This window comes from Eubacterium sp. BL-380-WT-2B, assembly GCF_009696115.1.
GTDB lineage: Bacteria > Bacillota > Clostridia > Eubacteriales > Eubacteriaceae > Eubacterium > Eubacterium callanderi.
The window spans coordinates 446,793-473,713 of record NZ_VUMP01000003.1 but is presented as its reverse complement, the minus strand read 5'-3'; the positions used below and the strand labels follow the sequence as shown (position 1 = coordinate 473,713).

21 protein-coding genes and 1 pseudogene are annotated in these 26,921 nt (G+C 37.0%); 7 read left to right on the top strand and 15 right to left on the bottom strand.

Annotation, left to right across the window (positions count from 1 at the left end; translation table 11 throughout):
• Positions 1-91: IS3 family transposase (locus tag FYJ53_RS21815; RefSeq protein WP_369522214.1), on the top strand; the 91-nt coding region annotated here is incomplete at its 5' end.
• Between the two features lie 288 nt (positions 92-379).
• On the opposite strand, the gene FYJ53_RS08350 is transcribed toward FYJ53_RS21815, so the two are convergent.
• The 3 genes from FYJ53_RS08350 to FYJ53_RS08340 all read right to left on the bottom strand — a co-directional run bounded on the left by FYJ53_RS08350 (position 380) and on the right by FYJ53_RS08340 (position 3,372).
• Complete coding sequence (locus FYJ53_RS08350; protein ID WP_013380140.1) at positions 380-580, bottom strand: cold-shock protein; 201 nt, start codon at positions 578-580, stop codon at positions 380-382.
• 436 nt (positions 581-1,016) lie between these two features.
• The gene (locus FYJ53_RS08345; RefSeq protein WP_013380138.1) at positions 1,017-1,811 is read right to left on the bottom strand and encodes an SDR family NAD(P)-dependent oxidoreductase; all 795 of its coding nucleotides are present in this window, start codon (positions 1,809-1,811) and stop codon (positions 1,017-1,019) included.
• 1 nt (position 1,812) lies between these two features.
• Entirely contained in the window at positions 1,813-3,372 is a 1,560-nt protein-coding gene (locus FYJ53_RS08340; protein ID WP_154557250.1) for an FGGY-family carbohydrate kinase, read from the bottom strand.
• Positions 3,373-3,692: 320 nt separating this feature from the next.
• Between FYJ53_RS08340 and FYJ53_RS08335 the strand changes: the two genes are divergently transcribed.
• From FYJ53_RS08335 to FYJ53_RS08325, 3 genes are all read left to right on the top strand, one after another.
• Positions 3,693-4,586: a dihydrodipicolinate synthase family protein gene (locus tag FYJ53_RS08335; protein ID WP_013380136.1), complete on the top strand. Its 894-nt coding sequence runs from the start codon at positions 3,693-3,695 to the stop codon at positions 4,584-4,586.
• 14 nt (positions 4,587-4,600) lie between these two features.
• Positions 4,601-5,260, top strand: coding sequence for a deoxyribose-phosphate aldolase (deoC, locus tag FYJ53_RS08330; RefSeq protein WP_013380135.1), 660 nt, complete (start codon positions 4,601-4,603; stop codon positions 5,258-5,260).
• 323 nt (positions 5,261-5,583) lie between these two features.
• Positions 5,584-7,356, top strand: coding sequence for an ABC transporter ATP-binding protein (locus tag FYJ53_RS08325; protein WP_154557249.1), 1,773 nt, complete (start codon positions 5,584-5,586; stop codon positions 7,354-7,356).
• A 153-nt stretch (positions 7,357-7,509) separates the two neighbouring features.
• Here FYJ53_RS08325 and tnpA read toward each other — a convergent pair.
• From tnpA to FYJ53_RS08300, 5 genes and pseudogenes are all read right to left on the bottom strand, one after another.
• Positions 7,510-7,949: pseudogene (gene tnpA, locus FYJ53_RS08320) on the bottom strand (IS200/IS605 family transposase).
• A 223-nt stretch (positions 7,950-8,172) separates the two neighbouring features.
• Entirely contained in the window at positions 8,173-9,021 is an 849-nt protein-coding gene (locus FYJ53_RS08315) for a class C sortase (protein ID WP_013380131.1), read from the bottom strand.
• Between the two features lie 28 nt (positions 9,022-9,049).
• Complete coding sequence (locus tag FYJ53_RS08310) at positions 9,050-10,687, bottom strand: isopeptide-forming domain-containing fimbrial protein (RefSeq protein WP_013380130.1); 1,638 nt, start codon at positions 10,685-10,687, stop codon at positions 9,050-9,052.
• On the bottom strand, positions 10,688-15,283 hold the full coding sequence (locus FYJ53_RS08305) for a SpaA isopeptide-forming pilin-related protein (RefSeq protein WP_013380129.1): 4,596 nt from the start codon (positions 15,281-15,283) through the stop codon (positions 10,688-10,690).
• A 661-nt stretch (positions 15,284-15,944) separates the two neighbouring features.
• Positions 15,945-16,193, bottom strand: coding sequence for a type II toxin-antitoxin system PemK/MazF family toxin (locus FYJ53_RS08300; protein ID WP_227162787.1), 249 nt, complete (start codon positions 16,191-16,193; stop codon positions 15,945-15,947).
• 63 nt (positions 16,194-16,256) lie between these two features.
• On the opposite strand from FYJ53_RS08300, the gene FYJ53_RS21810 reads away from it, so the two are divergent.
• From FYJ53_RS21810 to FYJ53_RS08290, 3 genes are all read left to right on the top strand, one after another.
• The gene (locus tag FYJ53_RS21810) at positions 16,257-16,364 is read left to right on the top strand and encodes a type II toxin-antitoxin system HicA family toxin (RefSeq protein WP_013380126.1); all 108 of its coding nucleotides are present in this window, start codon (positions 16,257-16,259) and stop codon (positions 16,362-16,364) included.
• Positions 16,365-16,629: 265 nt separating this feature from the next.
• On the top strand, positions 16,630-16,824 hold the full coding sequence (locus FYJ53_RS08295) for a hypothetical protein (protein ID WP_013380124.1): 195 nt from the start codon (positions 16,630-16,632) through the stop codon (positions 16,822-16,824).
• A gap of 451 nt (positions 16,825-17,275) precedes the next feature.
• Positions 17,276-18,859 carry an ABC transporter substrate-binding protein gene (locus FYJ53_RS08290; protein ID WP_013380122.1) on the top strand — a complete coding sequence of 528 codons (1,584 nt, stop codon included), beginning with the start codon at positions 17,276-17,278 and terminating at the stop codon, positions 18,857-18,859.
• 316 nt (positions 18,860-19,175) lie between these two features.
• Here FYJ53_RS08290 and FYJ53_RS08285 read toward each other — a convergent pair whose 3' ends face one another.
• The 7 genes from FYJ53_RS08285 to FYJ53_RS08255 all read right to left on the bottom strand — a co-directional run bounded on the left by FYJ53_RS08285 (position 19,176) and on the right by FYJ53_RS08255 (position 26,892).
• Positions 19,176-19,508, bottom strand: coding sequence for a type II toxin-antitoxin system PemK/MazF family toxin (locus FYJ53_RS08285; RefSeq protein ID WP_013380120.1), 333 nt, complete (start codon positions 19,506-19,508; stop codon positions 19,176-19,178).
• Positions 19,502-19,750, bottom strand: a complete 249-nt coding sequence (locus tag FYJ53_RS08280) for a toxin-antitoxin system (protein ID WP_013380119.1) — start codon at positions 19,748-19,750, stop codon at positions 19,502-19,504. The genes FYJ53_RS08285 and FYJ53_RS08280 overlap by 7 nt, the downstream gene beginning before the upstream one ends.
• A gap of 1,546 nt (positions 19,751-21,296) precedes the next feature.
• Entirely contained in the window at positions 21,297-22,772 is a 1,476-nt protein-coding gene (locus FYJ53_RS08275; RefSeq protein WP_013380116.1) for an oligosaccharide flippase family protein, read from the bottom strand.
• Between the two features lie 96 nt (positions 22,773-22,868).
• On the bottom strand, positions 22,869-23,825 hold the full coding sequence (locus FYJ53_RS08270) for a glycosyltransferase domain-containing protein (protein ID WP_013380115.1): 957 nt from the start codon (positions 23,823-23,825) through the stop codon (positions 22,869-22,871).
• Positions 23,826-23,829: 4 nt separating this feature from the next.
• Positions 23,830-25,140, bottom strand: coding sequence for an O-antigen polymerase (locus FYJ53_RS08265; protein WP_070081165.1), 1,311 nt, complete (start codon positions 25,138-25,140; stop codon positions 23,830-23,832).
• 16 nt (positions 25,141-25,156) lie between these two features.
• The gene (locus FYJ53_RS08260) at positions 25,157-26,089 is read right to left on the bottom strand and encodes a glycosyltransferase (protein ID WP_070081166.1); all 933 of its coding nucleotides are present in this window, start codon (positions 26,087-26,089) and stop codon (positions 25,157-25,159) included.
• Between the two features lie 8 nt (positions 26,090-26,097).
• On the bottom strand, positions 26,098-26,892 hold the full coding sequence (locus FYJ53_RS08255; protein WP_013380109.1) for a hypothetical protein: 795 nt from the start codon (positions 26,890-26,892) through the stop codon (positions 26,098-26,100).
• Positions 26,893-26,921 lie beyond the last annotated feature (29 nt).

The following is a 26,921-nucleotide window of genomic DNA, read 5'->3' as shown; positions in this document are numbered from 1 at the left end:
CCTTGACTACTACAATAACCGTCGTATCAAAGCCAAGCTAAAGGGCTTACCTCCTGCTGTTCACAGGAAGCAAGCCCTCGAAGCTGCTTGATTTAATTCTTTTGTCTAACTTTTGGGGTTCAGATCATTCTGGGCGGCTTTGGTGTGTAACTTTTTGTTAGGTTTTAAGGATAAGTTACACGCATATTATAAAACTTTTACTCTATCTCGTCAATAAGTTAGGACAAAAATCCCTTACAAAAATAGTAATAAGTTTGGAGATGAATGATCGATGGGAAACATGCTTTTCTATCGATCTACCTATCTGGAATCCGCTGTCGTGCATGTTATTGCACTGCTCTTTTTTGTTTCAATATGTAAAACAGCAGGCATATAACAATCATACAAGCTGTACACTTTTTGCCCGAAGCTGTCGATCGCCTTGTTCCGTTTCATAAATAACTTTATCGCCATCTCTCAGTGATTCACAGTTCCCTCCAACAATCGAAGAAAAAAGCACAAAGATGTCTTCTCCATTTTCTCCTTCAATAAATCCAAAGCCTTTGTTACTGTTAAACCACTTTACTGTACCGTTACTCATTCTCTGGTACCTCCTAAAAATCAAGCTATACTTAGGATTGCAAATAAAAAAACACATATTTTTGTAAATCATCTCGAAAAGTAAAAACAAAATGACTTGCAAAAATATGTGAAATCTTTTGAAACTCTCTTAAATATATGTTTAGTATACACTAAAAAACAGAAAACGTCAACTTTCTTAAAAAACAACTCTTTTTTATCGTTTTACTTTTTACTTTCAATGCTGTAAAAGGGGCCCCAAACTTTTCTAGATTTTTCTCTTTTTCGTTCACGTTTTTCTTCAAATAACTGATATTCATACTCATCACAAAACGAAAAAGAACCACTTAAAATCAGTGGTTCTTAATATCGAAATATGTATACATGTATTTTGTTTCGAATCCCCCCTGAATTATTAAAAGAAATATTCAGGAGAGGATTCAGAAGACAAAGATTTATTAAAGCATTGAACCGGCATCTAAAGGTAATGTGGCTCCTGTGATAAGCCGTGCTTCATCTGATGTCGCAATCCAGTCTACCATTTTTGAAACGTCCTCTGGCGAGATAAAGGCTACTCCCATCGCACGTTTTTGGCTGAGTTCTTCATTAGCTTCTTCAAAACTTTCCCAGTTCTTTCCGTTCATATTATTAATATATTTGAGAAATTCTGGGCGTTCTGTCATTGGCGTTTTAACCATTGTAGGACAAAGCGCATTCACTGTGATACCATATTTAGCTACTTCTTTTGCAAGTGTTTTGGTTAACCCTAAAACACCAAATTTTGACATGGTATAATGACAAAGGTTAGGTGTGCCTTTGAGACCTGCGGTTGACGAAATATTAATGATACGTCCGCTATTTTGTTTCATCATATATTTTACCGCTTCCTTGTTAACCCGCCATGTTCCAAGTAAATTGATGTCAATTGTTTGAAGCACAACCTCATCTGTTAATTCCCAAGTCGCTCCAAAGGTCATAATTCCGGCATTACTGATGACAATATCAATTGAATGATACTTTTCATCAGCTTCTTTAAACATTTTTTCAACTTCATCTGTTTTGGTAACATCGCATTTTACTGCGAGAGCATCGCCACCCTCTTCTTTAATTTTAGCTACGGCTTCCTGCACAATATCCGAACAAGTATCAAGACGGTCACCAATAACGATATTAAATCCTTTTTTTGCAAATGTTAAAGCATGGCTCAATCCCTGCCCTTGAGCGCCTCCAGTAATTACTACAGTTTTTTTCATTTTAGTCCTCCTTTGATTGTTGATCGATTAAAACTCGGCTTTCTGCCAAATCATCAAATATCGGTGTTAGAGCATCATATGATTTCAAGAAGGTCTGATAAAGTTGATCATATACTTCCTTTGCACCTGGATTTGGCTCATTTACACTCTCAACCGTTACAAGATTTTGCGCTTCATCAAAATCTTTCCATAGGCCGACACAAATACCACCGCACATAGCAGCACCCCATGTATTAGCTTCCTGTTTCATGCTCGTGCAATAAACGGGCTTCTGTATAACATCTGAAATAATTTGACGCCAAATTTTACTCTTGGCACCACCGCCAATTAGTTTTATATCGGTAATTTTATCTGCGTTAATCCTGTCTAAAATTTCTAGCATTTCTCTTAAAATAAATGCAACACCTTCCATAATAGAACGACACATATCGCCATAATTATGGCTTATTTCTAAACCAATAAAGCTGCCTCTTGCATTAATATTTTGTGTTGGTGCTCCGCCTCCTCTTAGATAAGGAAGAAATACTAGACCATGTGCACCAATGCCAGATTCTTCTACAAGCCTTTCAATTTCATCATAACTTATTTTTTCTTCAAAGCAATCAAGACCGTTAATGATGTCCCGAATCCATAAGTGACTTAAGCCTCCGGAAAATCCGACAAGATGTGGTACGTATGAATCCCCTGGAAGACTGCAAAGACATGCAATTTTATTTTGATAATCAAGTAATGGTTCTTTTGAAGAAACACCTACCCAAGAACCTGATCCAATATACAAGTATGCAGATCCCGGAGCTCCAATCCCAGCACCGGCGGCGGCTATACTTACATCACCTCCACCGACACAAACAGGCGTACCTTCTTTTAGCCCCGAGGCAGCAGCAGCTTCCTGGGTAACATGTCCAAGAAGATCTGTAGCTTTTTTTATTTCTGGAAGAACCTCTTTTGTAATGCCAATATGTTCTAACATTTTTTCTGACCATGTTCTATTTTCAATATCCATCATTGCTGTCTCAGAAGCATCCGAGAAGTCCGTTGCAATGTTACCTGTTAATTTAAATCCAATAAATTCTTTAGGCTGTAAATACATCGATGTCTGACAAAACTCATCCGGCATATTTTCTTTATACCAAGCTATCTTATAGCCAGTAAAAGTCTCTTCGGTTAATCCAATACCCGTAAGATTATAGACCTTGTCTTGTCCCCCCATTTCATCCGCAATACGCTTAACCTGTTCAGTTGTTCGCATATCTGCCCAAATAAGACATGGATCCATTAACAATTTTCCAGACGCGTCTATTGGAATTAATGCAGACATTTGGCCACTCGGGGCAACGCAAGCAATTTCTTCAGGCGCAATGTGAGCAGTTTCAAGCAATTCCTTTGATGCCGTACAAAAATATTCCCACCATTCAGAAGGGCTCTGGAGGGTCATATTTAGCCCAGGATACCAAGTATTGTATTCTTTATAGCAGGAACCCAAAATATTTGATTGATCATCAAATATCGTCACTTTGATTCCACTTGACCCTAAATCCAATGCCATGATTTTGTTCTTCATTGTTCTCTCCTCTTATCCTTCTCTGCAACATTATATTTGCAGAATACATAAAAAACGAAAAAGCATAGTTCTAATAGTGAATTTCAACGCGAAGGGTGAGCATAATTCATTTTATGATATTTATGAAATTATGTTCAATTGAAATATTATCATATTATTTTTGAAAAATCAAGCAAGAAAACGTTAAATACTTTTTTTGCTAAAATATATTGCATTTATTTGACAATGGTGTTATGATTTATTTGAACATATGATTTAAATATATTATATTGATCATATGTTCATCGCGAAGGGTTATATTGTTTTGAGGAGGTATAAATATGGAACAAAGCAAAAATTTTCGTGGTGTTGTGACAGAATTAATTACACCTTTTAAAAAAGATGGTTCTGTTGATTATGAGCTTTTAAAAGGTGAAGTGGAATATCAAATTAAAAATGATATTGTCGCTCTCTTTACCAATGGCCTTGCAAGCGAGGCTTTGTCACTTACAACCGATGAACTGATCAAGACAACAGAAGTTGTTGTAAATACAGCTAATGGCAGAGCATTGACCATGGGAAATATCGCATGTCAGACTTTACAGGAAGCAATGAAAGTTTTAAAGGGTTATGAAGCTGCAGGTGTTGATGCTATCTGTATTGAACAACCATGTGTATATGCTTTTCCACAAAGCGCTCTGATTGACTATTTTTGTGAGCTCGCAAACGCAACAAAACTGCCCGTTGGTGTTTACAATGCGCCACAAACAAGCAACACACTAACGCCGGATTCAGTCGCTCAAATTTTTAACAATTCGCCAAACGTGAAGTATTACAAAGAAAGTACCATTGATTTTGTTCATATCCAAAACACTATGCGTTTAGTCGAAAAAGACCGAATGGAATTTACAAACGGTAGTGATGCTACAACTTTTTCAGTCATGCAATTAGGTGGTATTGGCGTTGTATCCCTCATATCAGCTGTTTTCCCAAAAGAAGTCAAGCAGTTAACAGACGCTATGGAAGATGGTGATTTTGAAAAAGCCCGTAAGGCTCAAGATAGAATCCTTATGATTCGCGAAGCATTGAAAACAGGTCCTTTTGTAGCCGGATACAAGTACGCTTCCGAATTAATCAATGTACCTTTAGGATATATGCGCAAACCTTTAGCAGAATTAAATGAACAAGAAAAAGAAAAAATAAAAACAAACTTAAAAAATTTAAATCTAATTTAGGAGGATAAATAAAGATGAATAAAACACAGTTAGCAGGAATGATGGACCACACTTTATTAAAAGCCGTTGCAACTCCCGATCAAATTGAGGGCATCTGTAAAGAAGCAATCGAAATTGGCGCGGCATCTGTTTGTGTAAATCCCTGTAATGTAAGACAAGCAGCTGAATACTTAAAAAATAGTAATGTAAAAGTTTGTACGGTTATTGGTTTTCCTCTTGGCGCTAACACCTCTGTTGTAAAAGCTTTTGAAACAGAAAACGCCATCAAAAATGGAGCACAAGAAGTTGATATGGTTATCAATATCGGGGCGTTAAAAGCTGGTAATAATGAAGAAGTTTATAAGGATATTAGAGCTGTTGTCGAAGCGGCTTGCGGTGTATTGGTGAAGGTTATTATTGAGACCTGCTATTTAACAGATGACGAAAAAGTCACAGCCTGTAAAATGGCCGCAAAGGCTGGTGCAGATTTTGTTAAAACGTCCACAGGATTTGGAACAGGCGGAGCAAATCCACATGATGTTGCTCTGATGAAAAAAAGCATTCCGGCTAGCATGTCTGTGAAGGCATCCGGTGGAATGCATTCATGGGATGATGCAAAAGCAAATATTGAAGCCGGGGCTGATAGACTCGGTGTTTCTGCAAGCTTAGCAATTCTTGATAGTTATAACGAATAATTCTTATATGTTAATACTACAGAAAACCGCAGAAGTTCGCAGTATAATTACAAATTTTCTTAGAAAATAAAAGTTTTAAACATAATGAATTTCTTTATTAGCGCTTTTGGAATATTTCTAAAGCGCTAATTTTTTATCCCTAAAACTCTATAAAAATCGATAATAAAAAAACCCCAAGAAATCTATTTAAAACTAAATTTATATTCTATTATTTAGAAAACTTAGCACTGTTCCACTTCAAATTTTATTGCACTCGATACATGTAAAGTGTATACTAAGTTTTGCAAAGTATTGTATAAACATTACAAAGAACGAGGTTAATCATGGATCAAAAAGCACATTTTAAACAAACCGTCCATAATCTTTATCAATTACTTCAACGAAAGCAAAAAATCAGCTTTTTCTTCATTCTTTTAATTATGATAATTTCTGCCATTCTTAGTCAGATGACACCACTGGCGATCGGCTATTTAACGGATGATGTTTTGAATACTGCAAACATCCACTTTATATCGACCCTACCCATACTCATTTTCATTTTAGCCGTTACCATTTTTAATGAAGCCATTAAGGTGATTCGCCGCTTAATCGTAGAGGATACCAGTACCAGTGTGGAAAAAATGGCACGGGTTAAAGCTATCCGCTCTTTACTTATGGCACCATTGTCGTACTTTCGTCTCAATATGCGCGGTAATATACACGGCCGTCTGAACCGCAGCCTTGAAGGAACCACCAATATGTTAAAATTAATATTTATGGATTTTGCACCTTCTATCTTTACCAGTATTGCTGCCATTACTGTAATCTTTATAAAGCTTCCCTTTCTTTTAGCTTTGATCATGATGCTTGTCATCCCGATTGGTATTGGCATTGTCTTAAGACAAATATCGACACAACGGGGAATACGGGTCGATCTTTTAGAGACAAAGTCTGCAATGGACGGAACGATGGTTGAACTAACTGGCGGTGTTGATGTCATCCGTATTTCAGACAGTGTTGATTTTGAATGTGGACGCTTTGAGGATAAATCCGAGTACTTAAGAAAAAAAGAGATGAAACATCATAAAGCGATGGCAAAATACGATTGTTTTAAGTTTATTAACGAAGCACTCTTTTCTGTGATTATTATCGGGGCATCTGTTTTCATGGCCTCTAAAGGAATCATCAGTATCGGAACGGTATTAACCGCTTATTTATGTTTTACGCAACTTTTAGGACCACTTCAAGAATTGCACCGGATTCTGGATGAACTCTCTGAGTCGACTGTCTTGGCCGAAGAATACTTTAAAATCATTTCGATGCCAAAAGATTTTTCTTATGCGCTTCCATCTAACGTTTCTGATGAATTGGATCATTCAAATGGTATCATCAACATAAATGACCTGCATTTTCACTATGAAGAAACGCCCAATGAACCGATTATTGACGGGCTGAATCTTACCATTGAAAACGGTGAATTTTTAGGGATTGCTGGACCGAGCGGCTGCGGCAAATCTTCGTTTATTAAAATCATTTCAAAATTAGAAGCAGCTGAGGGATGTGTTTTCTTAAATGGAAAAAATCTCCTTATGTATAACCGTAAGGAATTAAGCAAAATTATTGCTCTGGTTCCTCAAAATCCCTTTTTGGTAGCAGGAACAATTTATGATAATATCGTCTACGGCCTGGATGACAAACCGGATTTGGCACTTGTTAAAGAGGCTGCCCGCAAAGCATACATAAACAACGTGATCGAAAATCTTCCAGGTGGATATGATTTTTTGGTTTCCGAATCCGGAAACAATTTGTCTGGCGGGCAGCGTCAACGCATTGCCTTAGCCCGCATTTTCCTGAGAAAACCACAGCTTTTAATCTTAGATGAAGCTACTTCTGCTCTCGACAACACTTCAGAAAAACATATACAAACTGAAATTGAAAAGTTGAAAGCTGAAACTGGTACTACCATTATTTCCATTGCGCATCGATTATCGACGCTTAAAAACTGTGACCGCATTATCGTCTTTGATAAAGGGCAGATTGTTCAGGAAGGGGATTATGATACGTTGACTTCCCGGGATGGCATTTTCAGAGATATGTATCTTGGTATTCTAAAATAAATCTGTCTCCGAAATCATTTACCAACAGAAAAACCAGTGGTATGGACCGGTTCTGAAAGGGCGTTATGCGGTGATGCCCTTTCGGGCTGTGAAGATTTGTCAGACATAACCCTTTTACAGGCAGCGCCCTTAAAGGGGCTTTTTTCTTTTTCTCTATTTCACCATTTTAACTGTGAACGGGTCAATATATTCTTTCATACTTATTTGATCACTCAACTTATCTTCTGATAATTGTTTATTGTATATACTCTTCAATTCTTTTTTCGTTTTTTCCAGCCCTATCAAAACAATATCTTCTCGCCTCAAATTGGCAGTTTCCGTATTCGTATTTCAAATGCGCGTGTCGACAAAAATCATTAAGGTCGATTTGCTTTTTAAGTATTCCATAAAAGTCGATATTCTGTGTTTCAGTGGAATCTCCACCAACATACGACTATGGTCCGAACAGGCTTTTGCTTTGATGATTTCGACCCCTGGCTTTCTTTCGACCAATGTTCTCAATATTTGTCCAATAGCCTTTCTTAACTTGTTGTAGGTCACCATTCGCCTATATTTCGAAATCATATGTGATATTTGCATTGGTTATACTGTATGTGATAAACTTTTTTCTTTCATATTGACAGGAGACTTTTTAAACCTACGCTTTAGCTTTTTCTTACCACTTGCAAAACGAGTAGTTTTCTTTATAAAAAAGATCGCTATTTCCCTAAAGATAATAGCGATCAATCATTTATCCACTGGTCCTTAAATCCCCTGCGTCTTACTGACTAAACTTTTTATATGTGATTTTATTCCCTTTCATTTCCAAGAATTGCTCTAATCTTTCTTTCTAAATACATGCTTACAGATAGTTAAAACGGTAAAGGACATCATTCCTAACAGTCCTATCCCAGCTAGAAGTTTTCTTTGTGCGTTTTCTGAAGCCCATTTATTTTGTTCCTCACCGTTGTCTTTTTTTTCATAGGGAACCCGTTCTCCACGCACCAATAATCGGTGAGTATTTACCGCATAAGGTGTACAAGTCAATAGTGTCACGCGATCCTTATTTTCCTCTGGGCTCAAAAATGCTAGCTTTTCAGGCAAGACGATTTCGATCTGGTCTACTTCATAGGCCAAAGTCTTGTCCAGCACATGAATATAAAATTGATCACCTTTCTCCACTTCATCCAATCGGGTAAACAGCTCAGCCCCCGGCAGTCCCCGATGGGCGCTGATGACGGAATGGCGATTTTTTCCTCCAATGGGAAGCGCCGTCATCTCTAAATGACCTGCTCCTTTTTCAAGCACGGTTTCATCTGTTCCATGGTAAATGGGAAGATAAACCGAAATCTTTGGTATCTCCACATAACCCATGACACCATCTCCATTGGGATTCAGTACATTTCCATAATTATCTGGCAGCACGTAGCCACTTCCTGCAATAAACGGGTCACTTACCGGATCTCCTGTTAAATTTTCATTATAAACTTCTGCTTCCTCCCAAGCTTGCACTATGGCCGCTTTACCCTGGTTCTCCACGGTTGCCCGGTAAGTCCGGATAACCTCTTTTTGTTTTTGCTTTTCCAGATACTGACTGATCACAGGATAAAGGAATATTCCAACCCCTATTACAAAAATAATCATCGCTGTCAAAAACAGCCAAGAGCTTGTCTTGTTCCGTTTCATTCAAGCAGTACCCACTTATCTCCATCGCTTAGTGACTGCACTTTTTCCTTTTAATAAACAATACCATCATTAACACAGCACAGCCCATCAGGAAAATGCCTGTAATGGCAAAAAACATTGTTCCTGTACCACCAGTGGCAGGAAGTGTAAAGCCAGCGTCCTCGGCACGGGTATTTTCCACCTGGAATGAAATAATGTTTCCTTCAATAGAAAACGCTTTGTCTTTTATTGGCTTTAACTTGATGGTACCTTCTGCTTGAATTTGGGAAGCATCATCAATCGTACCATCCGCCTTGTCTTTTGGAACATTTTTATCCTCAATGGTGATCGTAAGTTTACCTTCGGGCAGGACATATCCATCAGGAGCCCTTGTTTCTTTTAGGATATAAGTCCCTGCATCCACCCCTTTGAGAAATAAGCTACCATCATTACTAGCGGTTAATGTTGTCGATCCATTTTCCGGATTATAAACATACGTTCCATCCGAACCTGAAAAGTTTAGTGGTGTCTCATCTTCTCCTTCCTCCGCCAGTGTGAATATCGCCCCGCTTAAAGGATTTCCTTCCGCATCAACTTTTTTAAGCCAAATCCCATAGGTATAAACATTTTTCATGTCTGTTAGCTCTTTTAAGCTTTCCTCAGTATAGGGATCATTATTATAAACGATATAGGCTGTATTCTCCAGCGTATTCTTTTCAAAGGCATTTGATGTTACGGTCGCCCGATAAGTGATCTTAATGTTCTGACCACCATATTTTTTAACAAAGTTTTCCGTAAACAAAATGCGGAAGGTTTTTGTGTCCTCTCCAACGGTTAAACCCGCCTCTGTTTTTATCTCAAAATTTTCCGCTGCTTCTATTTTTTGGTCATTTCGATCCCACACAGTAATCGAGTCTTCCTGAAGCGCTAATCCGGTCATCATTTTATCCCCAACTTCAAAATGAAGCGCTGTAGCCTCTGCCGGGTAAGATGGCGTAAGAACATTCAGTTTATAATCAACCGTATCCCCAATTCCTACGCTCAGATCATCCGCTTTACCCATTACATCTTTAGTAATAGATGGCTCTGCTGATTTCATCGAACCTTCTACTCCAACCTGCGTGTTCAGCACCCAACTTCCATCTTCATATTTGGGTACAAGCAACGCAGTTGTCGGTTGATAAACCTTCACGCTGTCTGTCCCCTGGGCGGTCAGGAGATATTCTCCCATTGCCATCTTTGTAAACTCAGCCTTCCCATTTATAGAATTCTGCTTTTTTGGCGTTAATTCAACACCACCCGCATTGCTTCCTTTTTTGATCGCTGCGGCTAAACACTCTAAAAATTCTTTGTATTTAGTGGATTGGCCCTGATCATCCCGAAACGCCTCGGTTACAGAATCATCGCCTGCTTTTCCTACATAAGCTTTAAAATTTTCCTGTGCCCTCAGCCAATCTGCCACAGAAGCATCCCATTCATACATGGGATTCATGGGCTGATCGGATACTGGATCGATGTTGACGGTAATAATCTGATAAGCAGACACTTCCACATTGTCTTCCAGTCCACTGACGGTGAACGCTCCGGTCGTATCATGCCTAACTTCTTCCGCAAATACTGGCAGTTGAATGGCCATTGCCAACACAAGCGCCAGTGCCCACATCCGCACTTTTCGACTTTTTCTCATTTAACTTTTCCTCCTATTTTTAAATAAAAGTATTCCTGTCATTCCAGCCAGCATCAACACTGCACCCACGGAAAGAAACATGGTCGTCCCTTGGCTTCCGGAAAGTGGAAGCTCAACTGGCGGTTCATTCAGAATCTTGTATATTCCATTCTTTTCATACACTGCCGGTGGATTTCCCACAGCACTGCCTTCAGGAATTGTAAATCCTGTCTGCTCATAAACCACTTTCCACTGTCCATTCGGTAAGCCGTAGCCATCTGGTGCTTTCAACTCCACAAGTCGATAGGTTCCGTCAACTGGTAATTTGCTAAACGAAACGACGCCCGATACCTCGGAAGACACTTTGTCTACCTGCTTCCAGCATTCTGCCGAGCTTCCTATTGGTTCTCCATCTGCATTGACTTCGATCTTCCCCTGGTCATGGTTGTGTTCTGCATTCTGACACTCTAATTGATACAAACCAAAAGTTGCGCCGGAAAGCGGCATTCCTTCCCGATTGATTTTAGTAAACTGAAAATCTGCCATTATAGTGTTGGTAAAAGCGGCTTTGCTGCTCTCCCTGTCATCTTCAGTCAATGCCGCCGTGTTATCGTAAATCAGCGTGGCCTGAAGTTTTTGCGTTTTTGGATTTCTTTTAACATCTACCTGAACCACTGCTATATGTGAGTCATAAACATACTGTTCATCTCGGCTTCCGGTCAGGTTGTCCGGAAGTTCTTCTTTCACGCTAAATGTGTAGTGTCCCTCTGTTTTAAAAGTAATTGGGCTGAACTCGAATGATTGCGTGGAATGATTGCCCGCTCCTTTTACTTCCTTGCGGGTATCTTCCAATAGGACTTTGCTATGCTCAATCGCTTGGGTTGTCTCTTTATCTCCTGGCTCCAGAACAAAGGTGAACACGTCACGCTCTTCCAGGTTTCTCCCCAACAGGGTTTTCTGCCCTTGAATAGCCGTTTGAACGTCTCCGTTATAAGCATTGGTAAAGGTAACCGTGGTCTCCGGTTTTGGCTCTGTGCTCTGCTCAATTGTCCCGGTCACGCCATTCTCTTGAACATCAGCTGATTGTCCATCCATTGTTATGGATGGGGTATAGGCTGCCGGAACTTCCACTTCTTTCACTGTAAATTTTGCGTCTGCTGGAAGCTCTGTGAAGGATACCCATTCTCCTGCTTTTAAAGTAAATGTTCCGCTGCCCTTTTCTATTTGAACTTTTTCTGTCTCTCCACCTCCACAGTGCTTTTCGCCTTCAACGTCTAACAGATTACCCGCTTTATCCTTCAAGGTCAGGTTAAATGTAAAGGCACTGTCCGTTGGCAGAAAATCTCCGGTTACTTTTTTCTCAATTTTAAGGGATCCCACCCGCTGGTTGGTTACCTGAACAATGGCGGTTCGGGAAAAAAGATTGGTCAAATCCGTCTCTCCCAAATCCTGCTTATATTTTTCATTTGAATGTTCCAGGCATTGCTGAATCTTTAACTTTGACCATCCTTGATCTACCACCAGCCGATCCGAAGTCTTTGTTCCATCCGAAAATTCCGTCGGCTTATATTCCAAAGCGGCCCCTTCCGCATCATACTGAAGGTGTAGTTCCGGCCCACTCTGAAGATTCCAGTCGTTTTCCCCCACCGGGTACGTATCACTGGTCTGTTGTTTAACTTTGATATCATGGAGTGTCGTATCAATTTCATCCTCTGCAACAAACTGAATCATGCTCTTAACAACTGAGCCTACCCCGCGTGCTACAGAGATTCCATCCATTATGTCACCCGCGTCTGCGTAAATTCCACTATTATCTACCGTCACCTGAACGGCTTTGGGATTTACTTTATAGCCCATAGGCGCATTTGTCTCGACCAGATAATACGTTTTTCCTGTTATAAGACCTCTTTTACCCTGTTCGACCTGTGCTTTTGTCGGAAGTACCCCGCCGCCATCCAAGTTGATACCATCGCCGTTCTCCTTACTTAAGTCAGCGGTCGTCACTTCGCAGTAAGGCGTGCTTCCTTCATTAATCGTATAACTCCCATCGGAATCAACCTTGATATTCTCTTCCTCATAAAGCGCAAAGGTGGCTCCTGTAACAGGCGTTACGCCATCATCTGCAAATTTTTGCACCAACAACCGGTTTTGGACATTGGGTACATAAAGCCTTGCGGAAAACTCCCTTGTATAATCCCCCTCATCATTTTTTAATCGAACCGTGTTCTGGTCATTCGCGCTCTCCAAGCTATCTGCCGTAGTATAATAATAATTCACCACATATTTTACTTTCTCATTTCTTTCATTTTCTGGAAGCATAAAATAATAGGTCATGATATCGCCTGGCATGTTTTCCAGTTCGGCTTTATAGCTGCCGCTGCTATCGAGTTCAAAAACATAGGGGTTTTCTCTGGCTGCTGTTAACACGTTCGCCATATCAGCGGGGGCTGTCTTCCATCCCGTCATGGGATCCCCAGATACCACTTGCCAGTTTTTAGAATCTGATATGCCTTCATTTCCGTCGCCTTTATACTTCAGCACCACGGCAAACATGGTTCCACCTTTTAAATCATACAGGTTTCCATTTGTATCTGTCACCGCCGAATCCGTTGAAACAGTCAGCTTCGGACTGGCATAGCTGCCAGATTCCCAAGGATTGGCACAGAGCAACAGGGTATCCTCATTTCCACCTGTCTCCAGATATAATTTTACATCGCCCGCAAAACGGTAGCCCTCCGGTACTTTGGTTTCACGAAGGATAAAATGGTCGATGTCTCGATCTTTTAAATCCTTTAAGCTAATAATGAACCCTTCTTCATCAACCAGTACAAAAGTCCCATCTTCATCTGTGGTACCCGTTGCGATCACCTGGTCATCACCTTCTTGTTGAATTTCATAATTTTCATCAGCCGCATATAAGGTAAACGCTGCGCCAGCTACAGGGTCACCTAATTGATCCACCTTGATGATGTCGCTTTCAGGAACAGTAACCAGATTATATTTTAAAGACATGTTGGATTCACTGTTGCCTCTTTCCAGATAGAAGAATTTCAGTGTGTGATAGCTACCATCTGCAAAAGTATTCCCTGACCATTTCACACGCTTATCGCGCCCGGCGTCCTCGAATTGTTCTTTTAAAGTACTTCTCTGCTCAATACTATTTCCTTCATGATTTTTCCCCTCATTAATCACAACCTCCCCTGTTGAGAAGTCAATCTCTACAGCAGCAGCATCATGAATGCCTCCGAGGTCTGCCACCAGCACATCATCAATAAAAATCCACACATCGTCATCACCGCTAAATTCATAGGTAACTGGTTTTTTACTACCATTTTGGTTTATTTCTCCTCCGTCCTGCTGAACAAAACGGGTAGTCATGGAGAGGCCAAAGTAATGGTTTAATTGAGCATCTCTTGGGCCAATCTCTTTTGGTACAAGCTTGTTGTCATTGTCTCGATTAAAAACCACTCCAGGCTTGGTAAATGGAAAGAACTGTCCATATGTGTTCTGATTCCCTTCGGAAGTCATTTTTATGCCTGGTGTATTATAAAGCTGGAACCTCTCTGTCTCTTCATTGAAATAAGCATAATTTTTTTGACAATCATAATAATAATAGCCTTCATTATCTACTTGGAGCAGACCACCAACATTCATGAAGGCTTTCTTTCCACCTTGACCTTCGTTTTTTGTGTTTCCAATATCCTCATTACGATCAAAAAGATACGCCAGGGATTCCTCATTTTGGGTTGTTTCAGGAAAACCATTTTCCAATACCGATTTAACTATTCCTTGTCTTGGTTTGGCGCTTTTAGTCCATTGATTTACGGGATTATAGGTGTTTTTATTTGCCTGCCTAAACAGCAATAAATGGTCTTCATTTCCCGATCTTCTGCTGCCGTTAATGCCAACCCTGATCGGATTATGATCCTTATTATCCGAATCATCTCTTCCCCATTGCCAGTAATCAAATACGTTGATTGTCGTGCCTTTTGGGCTGACTCCTTCAAAGGAAAGATCATCATAAATCGCTTGGCTATCTTTTGTCACGGCGCCACCAAGACGCACGGTTACTTCCAAAACTCCAGCCTCTTCCCTCATAACATATCCTTCCGGCAGAGAAGCTTTTAACGAATATTCTCCCTCATAAGCATTTTCTGGCCAGTCATCCAGCTCCCAGTTGAGCGCAATTTCCTGTTCCCCGGCATTCATTTCAGCCCTAATTGTTCCCGGCAGATATGTTTTAAGCAGATCCCTACTGACTACCTGCTCTTTACTGGCTCCGGGAAGGATCATTTCCCATCGTTTATTTTCCTCAGACCATTCCAGCGCATCCCCTCTCCATGTCCATGATAAAACCTCCAAAGGGACCTGCTCTTCCGTAACCTCTGTCTTTTCATTGGCTTTCTCTTGGCCCCCTTCTGGCGGATGCGCATTTTCTCCTTCCTCAGCGGACGTCCCTTGTTCCTTTTCTTCGACTGTGTTCTCTTGTTGATTCTCTACAGTCTGACCGCCAGGATACGAAAAAATGGCTTCCCTTGCAAAAACCATCCTCCCTGTTAAAAATATCAGCACCACACCTACTAATAAAAAAGCAAAGCACCATTTTTGGGTTTTCATTGTCAACGATTCTCCTTTCTTATTTGCGATTTTTCTGCGCATCGGGCCGATGATTAAATCACTGCATTTTTTAAGTTATCGTTTTTTTCTGTGCAATAAAAACAAATCGGTAAAACATGTATCTTTTCTACCTTTATTCTTTTAATCCAAGTGATTTAAAATTAAAAAAATAAGCCATCAGATCCTCATCTAATGGCTAAATACTCGCAGACTATTAAAAGTCTACGAATCTTTTCACCTTTTTCTGTTTTTATTTCACAACAAATATACTAACTCCTGACAACCTACAGTGTTCAAGCTTTTATTACTATTGATATTTTTTCACTTTTCGTAATGAATCTACAGAAACTTGTTCAGTCCTACTATTTTTGCTTGTCTCTTGGTTTTCCCTTCAGTTTCTTGAAATAAATTATTACACTTCATCATCCGCTTCCTTATGGGTTTTCAACACACATTACTTCATATCCGATTTTTTAAGAGTTTTGGATTCTCCTTTGCTTTTATTTATGTTCTGGCCATATTTCCTTATATAATGTATCTAGATTTTCAAGGAATACCTATAGACATAAAAGTATATTTCAAGGTCAAATCAATTAATTAGCTAAAAAGGGCATTATTTCACAAAAAAAGAAAACTCACTTGGCTTTCTTTTCCGTTTATTCTAAAATTTCAATTCAGTAAAAACAATATCTATCACATTTTCAAGAATATCACCTGGTACCATTTCTACAAAACGATAATCACAAACCTCAACATCCAATGCTTTTGACTGTTTAAATAAAGCTACTCCAAACGTTTTTGTACGACCGTCAAGCAGAACATGAAGATGAAACTTGTTATTAGTGTTTGTAATTGGGCAAATAATCGTCATACTTGTTTCCTTGTTGAAAACTACATATACGCATAAAATTTACGCACGCGCTTAATATACGCATGAAAAAAGCGTACGACATAATTGTGAGAAGGATAGAAAATGACAGTAAGGGAAATTATTAAAATCCTTAAACAGGATGGCTTGAAAGATATTGATTTTAACGGTTCTCATATTCAATATAAACACCCGATAAAGCCTCGTTCCTAAACATGGCGGTGATATAAAAAGGTGCGTTAAAAAGTATCCTCAAACAAGCAGGGCCTAAATAGCCCTGCCAATACAATCATATATAAAGGAGTGAAAGCAATGCGCAAATTAACCTATTTACCTATATTAGAACCATCTGTCGATGGTTACGACGTTTTTTACCCTGATCTTCCTGTTGTATTAGTTTTGGCAAAGATATTGAAAAAGCCCACCAAATGGCAAAAGTTGTATTAGTTTTGGCAAAGATATTGAAAAAGCCCACCAAATGGCAAAAGAAGTGCTAGCGTTACATATCTACGGAATGGAAAAAGACGGTGATCCGATCTCAAAACCTTCGAAAAAACTTGAAGCTGACGACATTGAAGAGTGTATCGTCACGGCGGTTACTATTTTACCCGATTTGATGAAAAATGCGATGGATAACCGAAAAATAAAAACAAACGTAACGATCCCGGCCTAGCTTAAAGAGGAGGCTGAATCTCATCATGTCAATTATTCAAAACTTCTTGAGGCGTCGTTGTTAGATTACCTCAACGTTAAACGCGAAGTTTTAAGACAATAAAAGCACAATACAATTACGCCAAAAATCCCCCTGTGCGTTAACACAAAAGCAATACTAAAGAGGCGATAAAAGTGATCTATATTCCTTCAATCTGATACTAGTTTATTCGTCGACAAGCGTATAATAAATTTATAAATTCAATTTCAAAAAACAGACATGATTCTTTGCCTCCTGTTAATTGGTATTGTAACCTTACACAATTTTCATACTCAGCTTTAGCCCAGAAAATTGAAATATCTTTTCTTTTGTATTATTATGTTATCGGGTACTTTATAGCATTTTTTAATCAATTTTTAAGGATGCTGCATATCCACAATACTCAAAATAAAAAAAGAGAAAGGACAAAGAAATGAAGAGTGTAAAAAAACTTTTTGCTCTGCTGCTTGTAACCGTACTTGCCATCGGTATTGCAGGCTGTGGAACCGGAGGAAGTTCTCCTGGGGGAACATCTTCAGATGGTAAGATCCGTGTAGCAATGCAGGATCCTAATGTGCCGATTGACATGCAGAAACAGACGAATAGCTATTTAATGATGGTTGCTGATCAGATTACAGAACCTCTGATCAACCTTGATAACGATGGTCAGTTATCACCATTATTGATCAAGGAGATGCCTAAGATTTCCGATGATGGTTTAACCTATTCTTTCGAGTTAAAAGATGATATTAAATTCCATAACGGAGATACTGTAAAATCATCAGACGTCAAGTATTCTTTTGAACGTTTACTGACAAAAGGTGTTATGGGGGCTATGATTGACCAGGTACAGGGCGCCCAAAATTTAATCGATGGCTCTGCTACTTCTTTAGAAGGTTTTAAAATCATTGATGATCAGAAGTTTGATTTAGTACTGGAACAGCCATATAGCCCATTCCCATCAGCTTTAGCAACACCTTATGTATGTGTATTCCCACAGAAGGCCTGTGAAGAAGCGGGCGATGACTGGGGTAGAACTGTACTTTATGGCACAGGCCCATACAAATTGGATAGTTATACAGCTGGTCAGGGCATCGAAATTTCAAAATTTGATGAATATCATGGTGAAGCAGCCAAAAATGCTGGTGTTTCTTTCAAATTTATCGAAGATATGAATACACAGGTTATGGAATTCCAGAAGGGTAACGTTGACGTTTTACAGTTAGATGCTACTTTATACCCACAGTATAAAGATAACGCTGATATTAAAGATGCAATCCACTCTTTCAATCCAGTTGGCCTTGTTTATCTGGCTCCAAACATGGATAAGATTACTGAACCTAAGGTAAGAGAAGCTTTAAGTTATGCAATTAATCGAGAAGATATTTGCAATAACTTGATGAATGGAACGGCTACACCTGCTAAAACTTTTATTCCTGAGGGTTTAATTGGTTATGACGATTCTGTTCCTGCTTATGAATATAATCCTCAAAAAGCAAAACAGTTATTAGCCGAAGCAGGATATCCTGACGGCTACACGGTGGATCTTCCAGTATCCGCTAAGTATTCCTTCTTGGTAAAAGTTGCAACTGCCATACAGGATCAAGCGAGAGAAGCCGGATTTACAATTAATGTACAGCAGATGGATGGTGCGGCTTATTCCGATATGGCTAAAAGCGCAAATGTGCCACTGTCTACGAGCAACTGGTATGTTGATTATATTGATCCTGATGGAATGATTTATCAGAGATTCTCTAGCACAACAACAATGAACAACTCCAGTAGCCGTTATAATAATCCTGAATTCAATGCTTTAATCGATGAAGCAAGACAGATCACGGATGAAGCAAAACGCCAGGAGTTATACAGCAAAGCTGACAATATCTTAACTCGCCAGGATTACGGTGCAATTCCACTTTTTAACGAAACCAAATACTATTTACAAAATCCTGCAATTAAGAATTTCGAAGTAACAGATATGTTCCGTTTCCACTTCAACACAGCAGAACTATCCTAAGGGATATAAAGGATTATTTATAAGTTTAAAACACGGTAGGACAACTTGTAAGGTTTTGTTCTTCCGTGTTTTTTAAATGGCGGAGAATGGTAAAACATTTAATTTTATTTTAAAAATTAATTTAAATTATTTAAATCATTCAAGTATAGTTAGATATTTGAACAAACACAGTATAAAAACATACACATCTCAAGAATAGGCCCATATTCCCTATTTAAATCGTTTAAAGCCCAAATATATATACCAAACTCATTTTATTGGCTAAAAAAGAGCATTATTTCCGTAAAAAAGAAGGCTTACTCGCCTTCTTTTCCAGTCAAACCGAAATCTCAATTTCTGCAAAAACAATATCAATCACATTTTCAAGAATATCACCGGGTACCATTTCAATAAAATGATAACCACACGCTTCAATGTCTAACGATCTTAACTGTTCACATAAGATAACGCTAGTCGTCTGAGTTCGACGATCAAGCGGAATGTGCAAAGGGAATTTACTATTGGTATTCGTTATTGGACAAACAATTGTCATATTCGTTTTTTGATTAAAAAAATCATTGCTGACAACAAGCCCAGGTCGATATCCAGCTTGCTCATGGTCAGACTGTGGATTGAAATTAATTTTGATGATGCTGCCTTGTTTTACCATACTTCCTTACCTTCGGGCTTTCCCCAATCAATTTCTTCATCATGATACTCTCCCTCGTATCCGTAAAAAAGTTGCTTAATATTTTTGCGATATTTTTTAGGAGCCCATTTCTTAATGATGATTTGATCCTTATCTGCGACTGCTTCAACAGATTCCCCATTTACCCAATCCAGGGATTTCAACATATCCTTTGAAATACATATTCCTTGACTATTACCCCAACTCCGTAATTTTGTTATCATTATTTTCACTCCCTTTCGTATATACATAATATATACCAACCAGCAATTAAAATCAATATTCTATTTAATTTATATAGTTATTATTTATATATTGCTTTATAATGTATTACTTTAAATAATACATTATACTTCTTTGCATATATATACAAAGATATACAAAAACAAATAGGATAAAATTTTCGCTATGCTCAATTTTTTTATGATTAGATATTCCCAACAGTGTTTTTCTTTTGAACCCCCCAGACATAAGTAAAAATAAAAAAAGTTATATTTTATTGCAATTTCTTGCTTTTTATAACTTTTTACTTATTGTCTGGTAAGATGTATTAAATTTCACACCCGCCTTGCTTCATCGGGATAGCATCTCTAAACTACCCTCTGTATCAGCTTCCCACTCGAGATCCCGCCCATGCTTTTGGACCATTTCAGGTCAATGGATGCATTCTCCTACGTCTTTCTTTTTGATCAAAAAAGAATACTCATGTCAGACGTGCGATACGCATCATAAAAAAGAGAAAACCAAGATGCGGACTGAGAGACGGGCAATTCTCTGCATGGTCTTGCCAAACCCCGATGGCGGTTATTTGTATCCCGGTGCCGCATTGCTCTGGAAGCCGGGTTTACCCATGCGAATGCCCGGCCAAGTGGTTAAAACATTGCTTAAACGCTTTAACCACTTGATATAGCATTACATATACTGTTATAAAATAAATATCTATAGCATATTTATTTTTCTAGGTAAAATGAGTATTTAATTATCTGCCACTGTTACCGTAGTGACATTATTTGGGTTTATTTTAATTACACATCATCTCCCTTTCCTATACTGTATCCATTTATCCTTTTTCCTTTATTTCTTTATTTTCTGTCCTAGTTTCTGCCAAACATGCCTAAAATTTCGCTTATACATTTCTTAAAAACCTTCTCATTTTCCAGTAACCAGCTTCATGTAAATACTCTTAATTCAGCTGTTTAAGGGGTTTTCCATTGATTTATATTGAACTCTAAATAACTCATAAAAGCTTTATTAAAGAGGTTTTTGCATTTTACTCTCTTGTCTAAAATTTACGGTTCCCATATTTGTATTTCAAATGCGCATGTCACTCAAAAATCATTAAAAGGTGGATTTACTTTTTAAGTATCCCATAAAGATCGTTATGCTTTATTTCGGCGGAATCTCCCCTAACATAATGTCTTCTGTAATGATCCAAAGGTCAATCAATCGGGAACCCACAAGATTAAAAGCAATGCGGCCATGAAGAGTGGTTGCCTGAAACTTCGAAAAACGCTTTTCTTAGTGATGGAGACCTTGATTAAAAAGTCAACTCTTGATGATTCAGTTTTTCAGTTCATAGATAAAAAACGGGCTGAGAGCAAACCGTACCCTGTCTACATGACTGCTGGTGCTAATAAGTTTCTGCGTATTTATTACGGAAAAGTTCGGGCGTACCTGGTCACCCTTGTTGATCCCTTGGAATAAGCACCTTGTTTTTTATCTCTTTTTCAGACCAGCCTTTTTAGCATGATTTTTTCAGCATTATCTTTTTCATTTTCTGCTTGACGTTTTATTTGCAGACTTTTTAAGAACACTTTTAACTATTTTTCTATATTCCATTCGGTTATGATCCAAAACTAGAAACCAAATATATAGTATGACAATATAAACTGTAGCACCAAAAATAACTTGTATTAATAAATCAAAAATCGTTAAATTATAAATAGTTTTTATGCTATTTACCAAAATTAACATTCCTGCACCTGCAACAAAAAACGGTATAGCTGCGATAATTGTTTGCTTAATATTAATATAATTTCTAATTAGGTACCCTTGGTATATAACTCCAAACATTTCAGCCGAAAGTGTACCTATAACTGCCCCATAAATTCCCAATTTCGGAATAAGTAAAAGTGATAATACAATGTTAATTACCGCATTTATTATTACGCAAAATGTGTACGAAAAATCTTTTTTTAACGGTATCAGAAATTGTGTACGAAAAACATCTCCTAACCCTATGATTAAAATAATCGGAGTCAACGATTTAATCACAGTTCCACAAATTGCAAAACTTTCTCCAAAATAGACTGTTGCAAATAAATCGGCAATTCCTAGCAATCCAAACATAGAAGCAAATCCTATAAAGTAAACTACTAAAATTGAATATTTGTAGTATTTTTTTACACCATCAATGTCGTTATTTGCAATACAACTACATGCTCTTGGAAAAAGGACGGTCCCTATCACAACAATAAACATTTTAGGAATATTAATGATTTTATTTGCATATTCATAAAATGCGACATTGTCCTTTGTGGTCATAATACCCAGTAATGTCTTGTCGAACACTGTGAACATACTTATTGCTAATACTGATACTGATAAGACAAACAGCGGCTTAATATGCTCTAAGATGTCTTTTTTTCCGAATTTAATTGGTTTTATTTTATTAATTACTGTCGGAAATAGTGAAGCTTGACTAATTAATGCAGATATAGCCATGATAAAAGTATACTTAATCAAATCATTTGGATTCTTAACAAATACAAAAACAAAAATCAACTCCAGTACCTTTACAACCGCATTACGAATTACTACTATTTTAAATTTTTCTATTCCATAAAATAGCCAGGTTATATCAAATAAAGCCGATAAAACATATAATGACTGAGACAAATAAATAATAATATTGTCATTGCAAAACAATTCACAAAACAGAAGATAAAATAGAAAACCAACAACTGAAACTATGGCGTGCAAAACATATAAAGACCAAAAAGTCTTTCTTAAAGCTATTGTGTCATCTTTTCGTTCTGCTATTATACGTTGACCATACCTTGCAATGCCCAACATACAAAACAACACGTAATAGTATGCTATCGAGTAGGTATAAGAATAAACACCAATTGATGTCTCTCCTAAACTTCGTGTCAAGTACGGTGCCATTATCAATGGCACTATTAGAATCACAATTTGATAGGCAAATTGAAATGTCATATTCTTCTTTATGCTATCTGATTTCAATTTTTACCCCCTATTTAATTTTACCATATTACATGCTTATCCTTTAAGTGTTTACTAGCAAGTAAAGAACTATACTTACTTTAAATATTTTATTTCTTATTTATACGTATGTGTTTTCGTATGCTTATCAAATCGAAGTCTTGGATTAAAATTGCGATTTTTTCCTAAAATAGTAACCAAATCCTCTGCGTTTTCTTTCCATAGAACATATGGAAAGCTAATCTGATCACGCATAGAAAAAGTAACTATTTGCTTCCACCATTCATTCATGATATGTACACATTTATCATTATGATGTTGTCTGGCAATAATTGTGCATTCAAACATACCTCTATGTTTTGGGTAGCCTTCTTTCCTGTAATGTGAAATTTGTGATTTAATTACCTCGTTTTGTACTCTATTGTAATATACAAGAAAATTTGCCTCTGTATAAATACAATCATGAACCGGATTATCGAACATTCCGATTGGATTCTCCCTTAATCTATCAATAAATGGATATAAATCAGCTATAATTATTGTTGCTCCGTCAACCCAAATAGAATAGTCATAATCCTTGAAGAATAAGTTTGGAAAGATTTTTACAAATTTAGATAGATGATACGAATCCATTCCTTTCATCTCTTCAATATGATCATAATCAAGTTTTTTCCAAACGCTCTCACTAGGCACTTTACAATCCGTAAAAATATAATAATCACAACTAGGCGCAATGTATTCAGGCTCTTTTAGTGTATCATACTCCCCAAAAATAGCGGTATACACAGCTATTCTTTTGTCTCCACAATCTGAATTACAGCAATAATTAATTTCTGATAAATCATTAGTATCATATGTAATCTTTTTGTCGAAGATTTTTTCTTTATGAAGTCTACAGTCAATCTTAAATAAAGCTCTTTTAAGCCCTGTCTTTCTGATTGTTGTAACTATTTCCTTGACAGCTTTTCTGACTATCTGCCCCTTTGTATAAACATCCGGATGTTGAAATTCATAATCGATTCTTTTCTTATTCTCAATCATCTTCTGAATGCTTTCCTGACTTTCCTTGTACATACCTTTACTCTCCTTTTATTACTTCTGGTTTCGTTGCTTTTTTATATATGAAGCGTTCAATAATCATAGGCCAAGTAATAAAAGCCAAGATAGTTAACATATTTGTGAATGAAAGCATTAGAATCGTTCCATAAAAATAAAGATAGAGAACTTCAAATCTTAGCTGGCTATCATTATTAAATTTTTTATATAATGATTGTGAAAATGCTCCAAATATAAATGACAGCAAAATAATACCAATGTATCCACCATCACAATAGAACTGATAAAAACATGTTGTAAACGAGTTAAAACGTGTCCCAGGTGCAACATTTAAAACTACATACTTCATTCCATTCACAATCTCAGTTGCTTCTTGGTATGGAGCCACCGGAGTAATTCCAATAAGCTTTAGCACACCAAAAATCGGCACAAAGAGACCTCTGAACGTTGTAAATCCATATGTATAACCAAAAGAGTATTCCTCTATACATGCTCCTAAATATTGAACACATCCCGCATAATAGTTATAGAATGTGCCAAGGAAAGATGTTTCTTGACCAATGGTACCTGATCGGCTATTGGATACAAATATAAACATTAGAAGTATTGCAATCAAAAAAAACGGTATCCACTTTGCTATCTTTTTTAATCGTCTACGATTCTTTTCACTAAGAAAACCCGTTTTATCTTGATAAAGCATGAATGCTACAAGAATAAAAACAAAAAAAGAAATTAGATATGTTCTCCTAGAATCTAATAGGACTCTCATCATACATAGCGAAGTAGCAATCAACAAGTATTTTTTTTCGAATGTCCTAAAAAACTGAAGTATAGATGTTGGTACTAATAAGTATAAAATCGGATATCCAATAAACTGCATTAGCACCTCTTGTATACTTGATTGAGCTAACTCCTCAGATGCATCTCCAGCTGATCCTGCAAGCGTAACATAAACATCTCCAATTGAATTTCCCTGCAATAAATACAAACCAATTGTCACGAAACGCGGGATAATAATTAGCAAACAAAGAGCTAACATAAAATAATATGCTCTCTTATTAAATTCATAAAAATTTCCAACGCATTTTTTTCGAAAAACAAATGTTTTCTTTTCCATAAAAACTGATCCCAAAGCATAAAATAATACACCGCAAATGATAATTAAATATGCGCTATCGGGAGCTGCATAGAAATTGAACAAACGAATACTACTAAGAAATGTAATCAAAAAGTAGAGAAAAGAAAAACTCACCACTGGATGATATATTTTTCTATGTCTTACGTACGAAAACAGACATATTCCAAGGCATAAGATAGAGCAAACATATCCCATTTTATTTCCTCCTTTTTTATAATCTATTACATATAATACGAATTCTTCTTGATGCTTCCTTCCAGATATGCCCTGAGCTAATATAGCCAGTGAAAAGCAATTTAAATCTATACTTCAGATTTATTCTATAGTCAGCAATTGTTTTCAACATTTCTTTATCGCTTTCGTTTAGGCGATTTTCATAATTGTTAATCATCTCGCGCGCTATTGCCTCATAGTCACCATCCATGTCAAATAAGTGCTTAAATCTATTTAATTTATTCCAATACATAGAAACACCTTTTTTTATACTTCCACTTTGATTGTTACCATGTTGCCGATAAAGAATATAAGCATTTTCATCATAAATTATGTTTCCAAGAAAAGTAGCAAGCACCGCAATCCAAGCATCGTGAGGAATTCTATGATTCAAATTTGTTCTAACATATTCCTTCAATAATTTTTCATTAAATACGCAAGTACAACCTAAGACACATATTTCTGATAATATTTGTTTTTTTGTATTAAGGACATAATTTTTATCAAATCTATCATATAAATAGTTCAAATTGTTATCGGACACTTTCAAATTAGAATAATATAAAATTGGAAGTAACTCATCTTTATTTGATTCTTCTATTTTTTTTATGGCAGAAAGCAATTTTTGGGGCAACCATTCATCATCTTGATCTGCAAAACAATAATAGTCATATCTCTTTTTATTTTCTAAAACATATGCTGAACAAACTCTAAAGCTCTCAATTACTCCAACATTAATTCCTTTTATAAGATGCACATTATTACACTTTTGGCAATACTGCTCTACTATAGAAACTGTTCTATCATTTGATCCATCATCGCGTACAAATATATCGACAGTAACATCTGACTGATTTATAATTGTATCCAATTGATGAGAAATATACTTTTCTCCATTATAAGAAGATATTATCACGCAACAATTCTTCATCTTACTCCCTACTTATCAGTTACAAATTTAATTCCAATACTCGAAAGAAATTTTTTTAATTTTTTTCTCGATTTACTTGGAACCATCCCTTCAATCATACTTATTACTATTAATTTACATTGATCCCTTAATCCAAGCTTATCACGGTTTGAAAAAAATATTTCTGGGTTATTATGTTCTAAGGATTTCAATGCAAGTCTGTCCCATTTTCCCTTAACAATTGCCGGTATAATATGAAAAATATTTTTCACAACTACAAAGTGGTCAGGAAACACCCCATTATCCATAGAAGATGCTGCAATTTCTAAATATTTTTTTTCAAATTCAAAATCTGTTGTACCTATTAGTTCAGTTTCTACAAATATTCGAGTCGCAATAAAAGCCACAAACGTATGCGCATAAACATCTTTCTTCCTAATATTCCTAATATTGTTAGGATAATGATTATTAGAATCTTTTTTCATTGGAATAATTTTACAATAGTTTGCCTCTTTTTCTTTTATCTCATTCAACAAAGCAAACACTTGATCATTGCATACTCTTGAAGAAATAAACGCATCCCCTAAAAAACACATATAATAATCTGCCTCGTGTTCCTTCATAACGGCTTTAATACAGTCTGTCAACTTTTCATTAGTATCCACATATATTGTATCAATTCCTTGGATACATCTATTTTCACCAATAACTGCTCCAACAACTTTGAAAGGACAATCTGGCCAATTTTTATGTAATAGCGATACAAAATTATCGCAAATGTCAACATAGGAACTGTGTGTCATTAATACAATTACACATTCCATATAATTCACTTCTCACTTTCTTTTATATG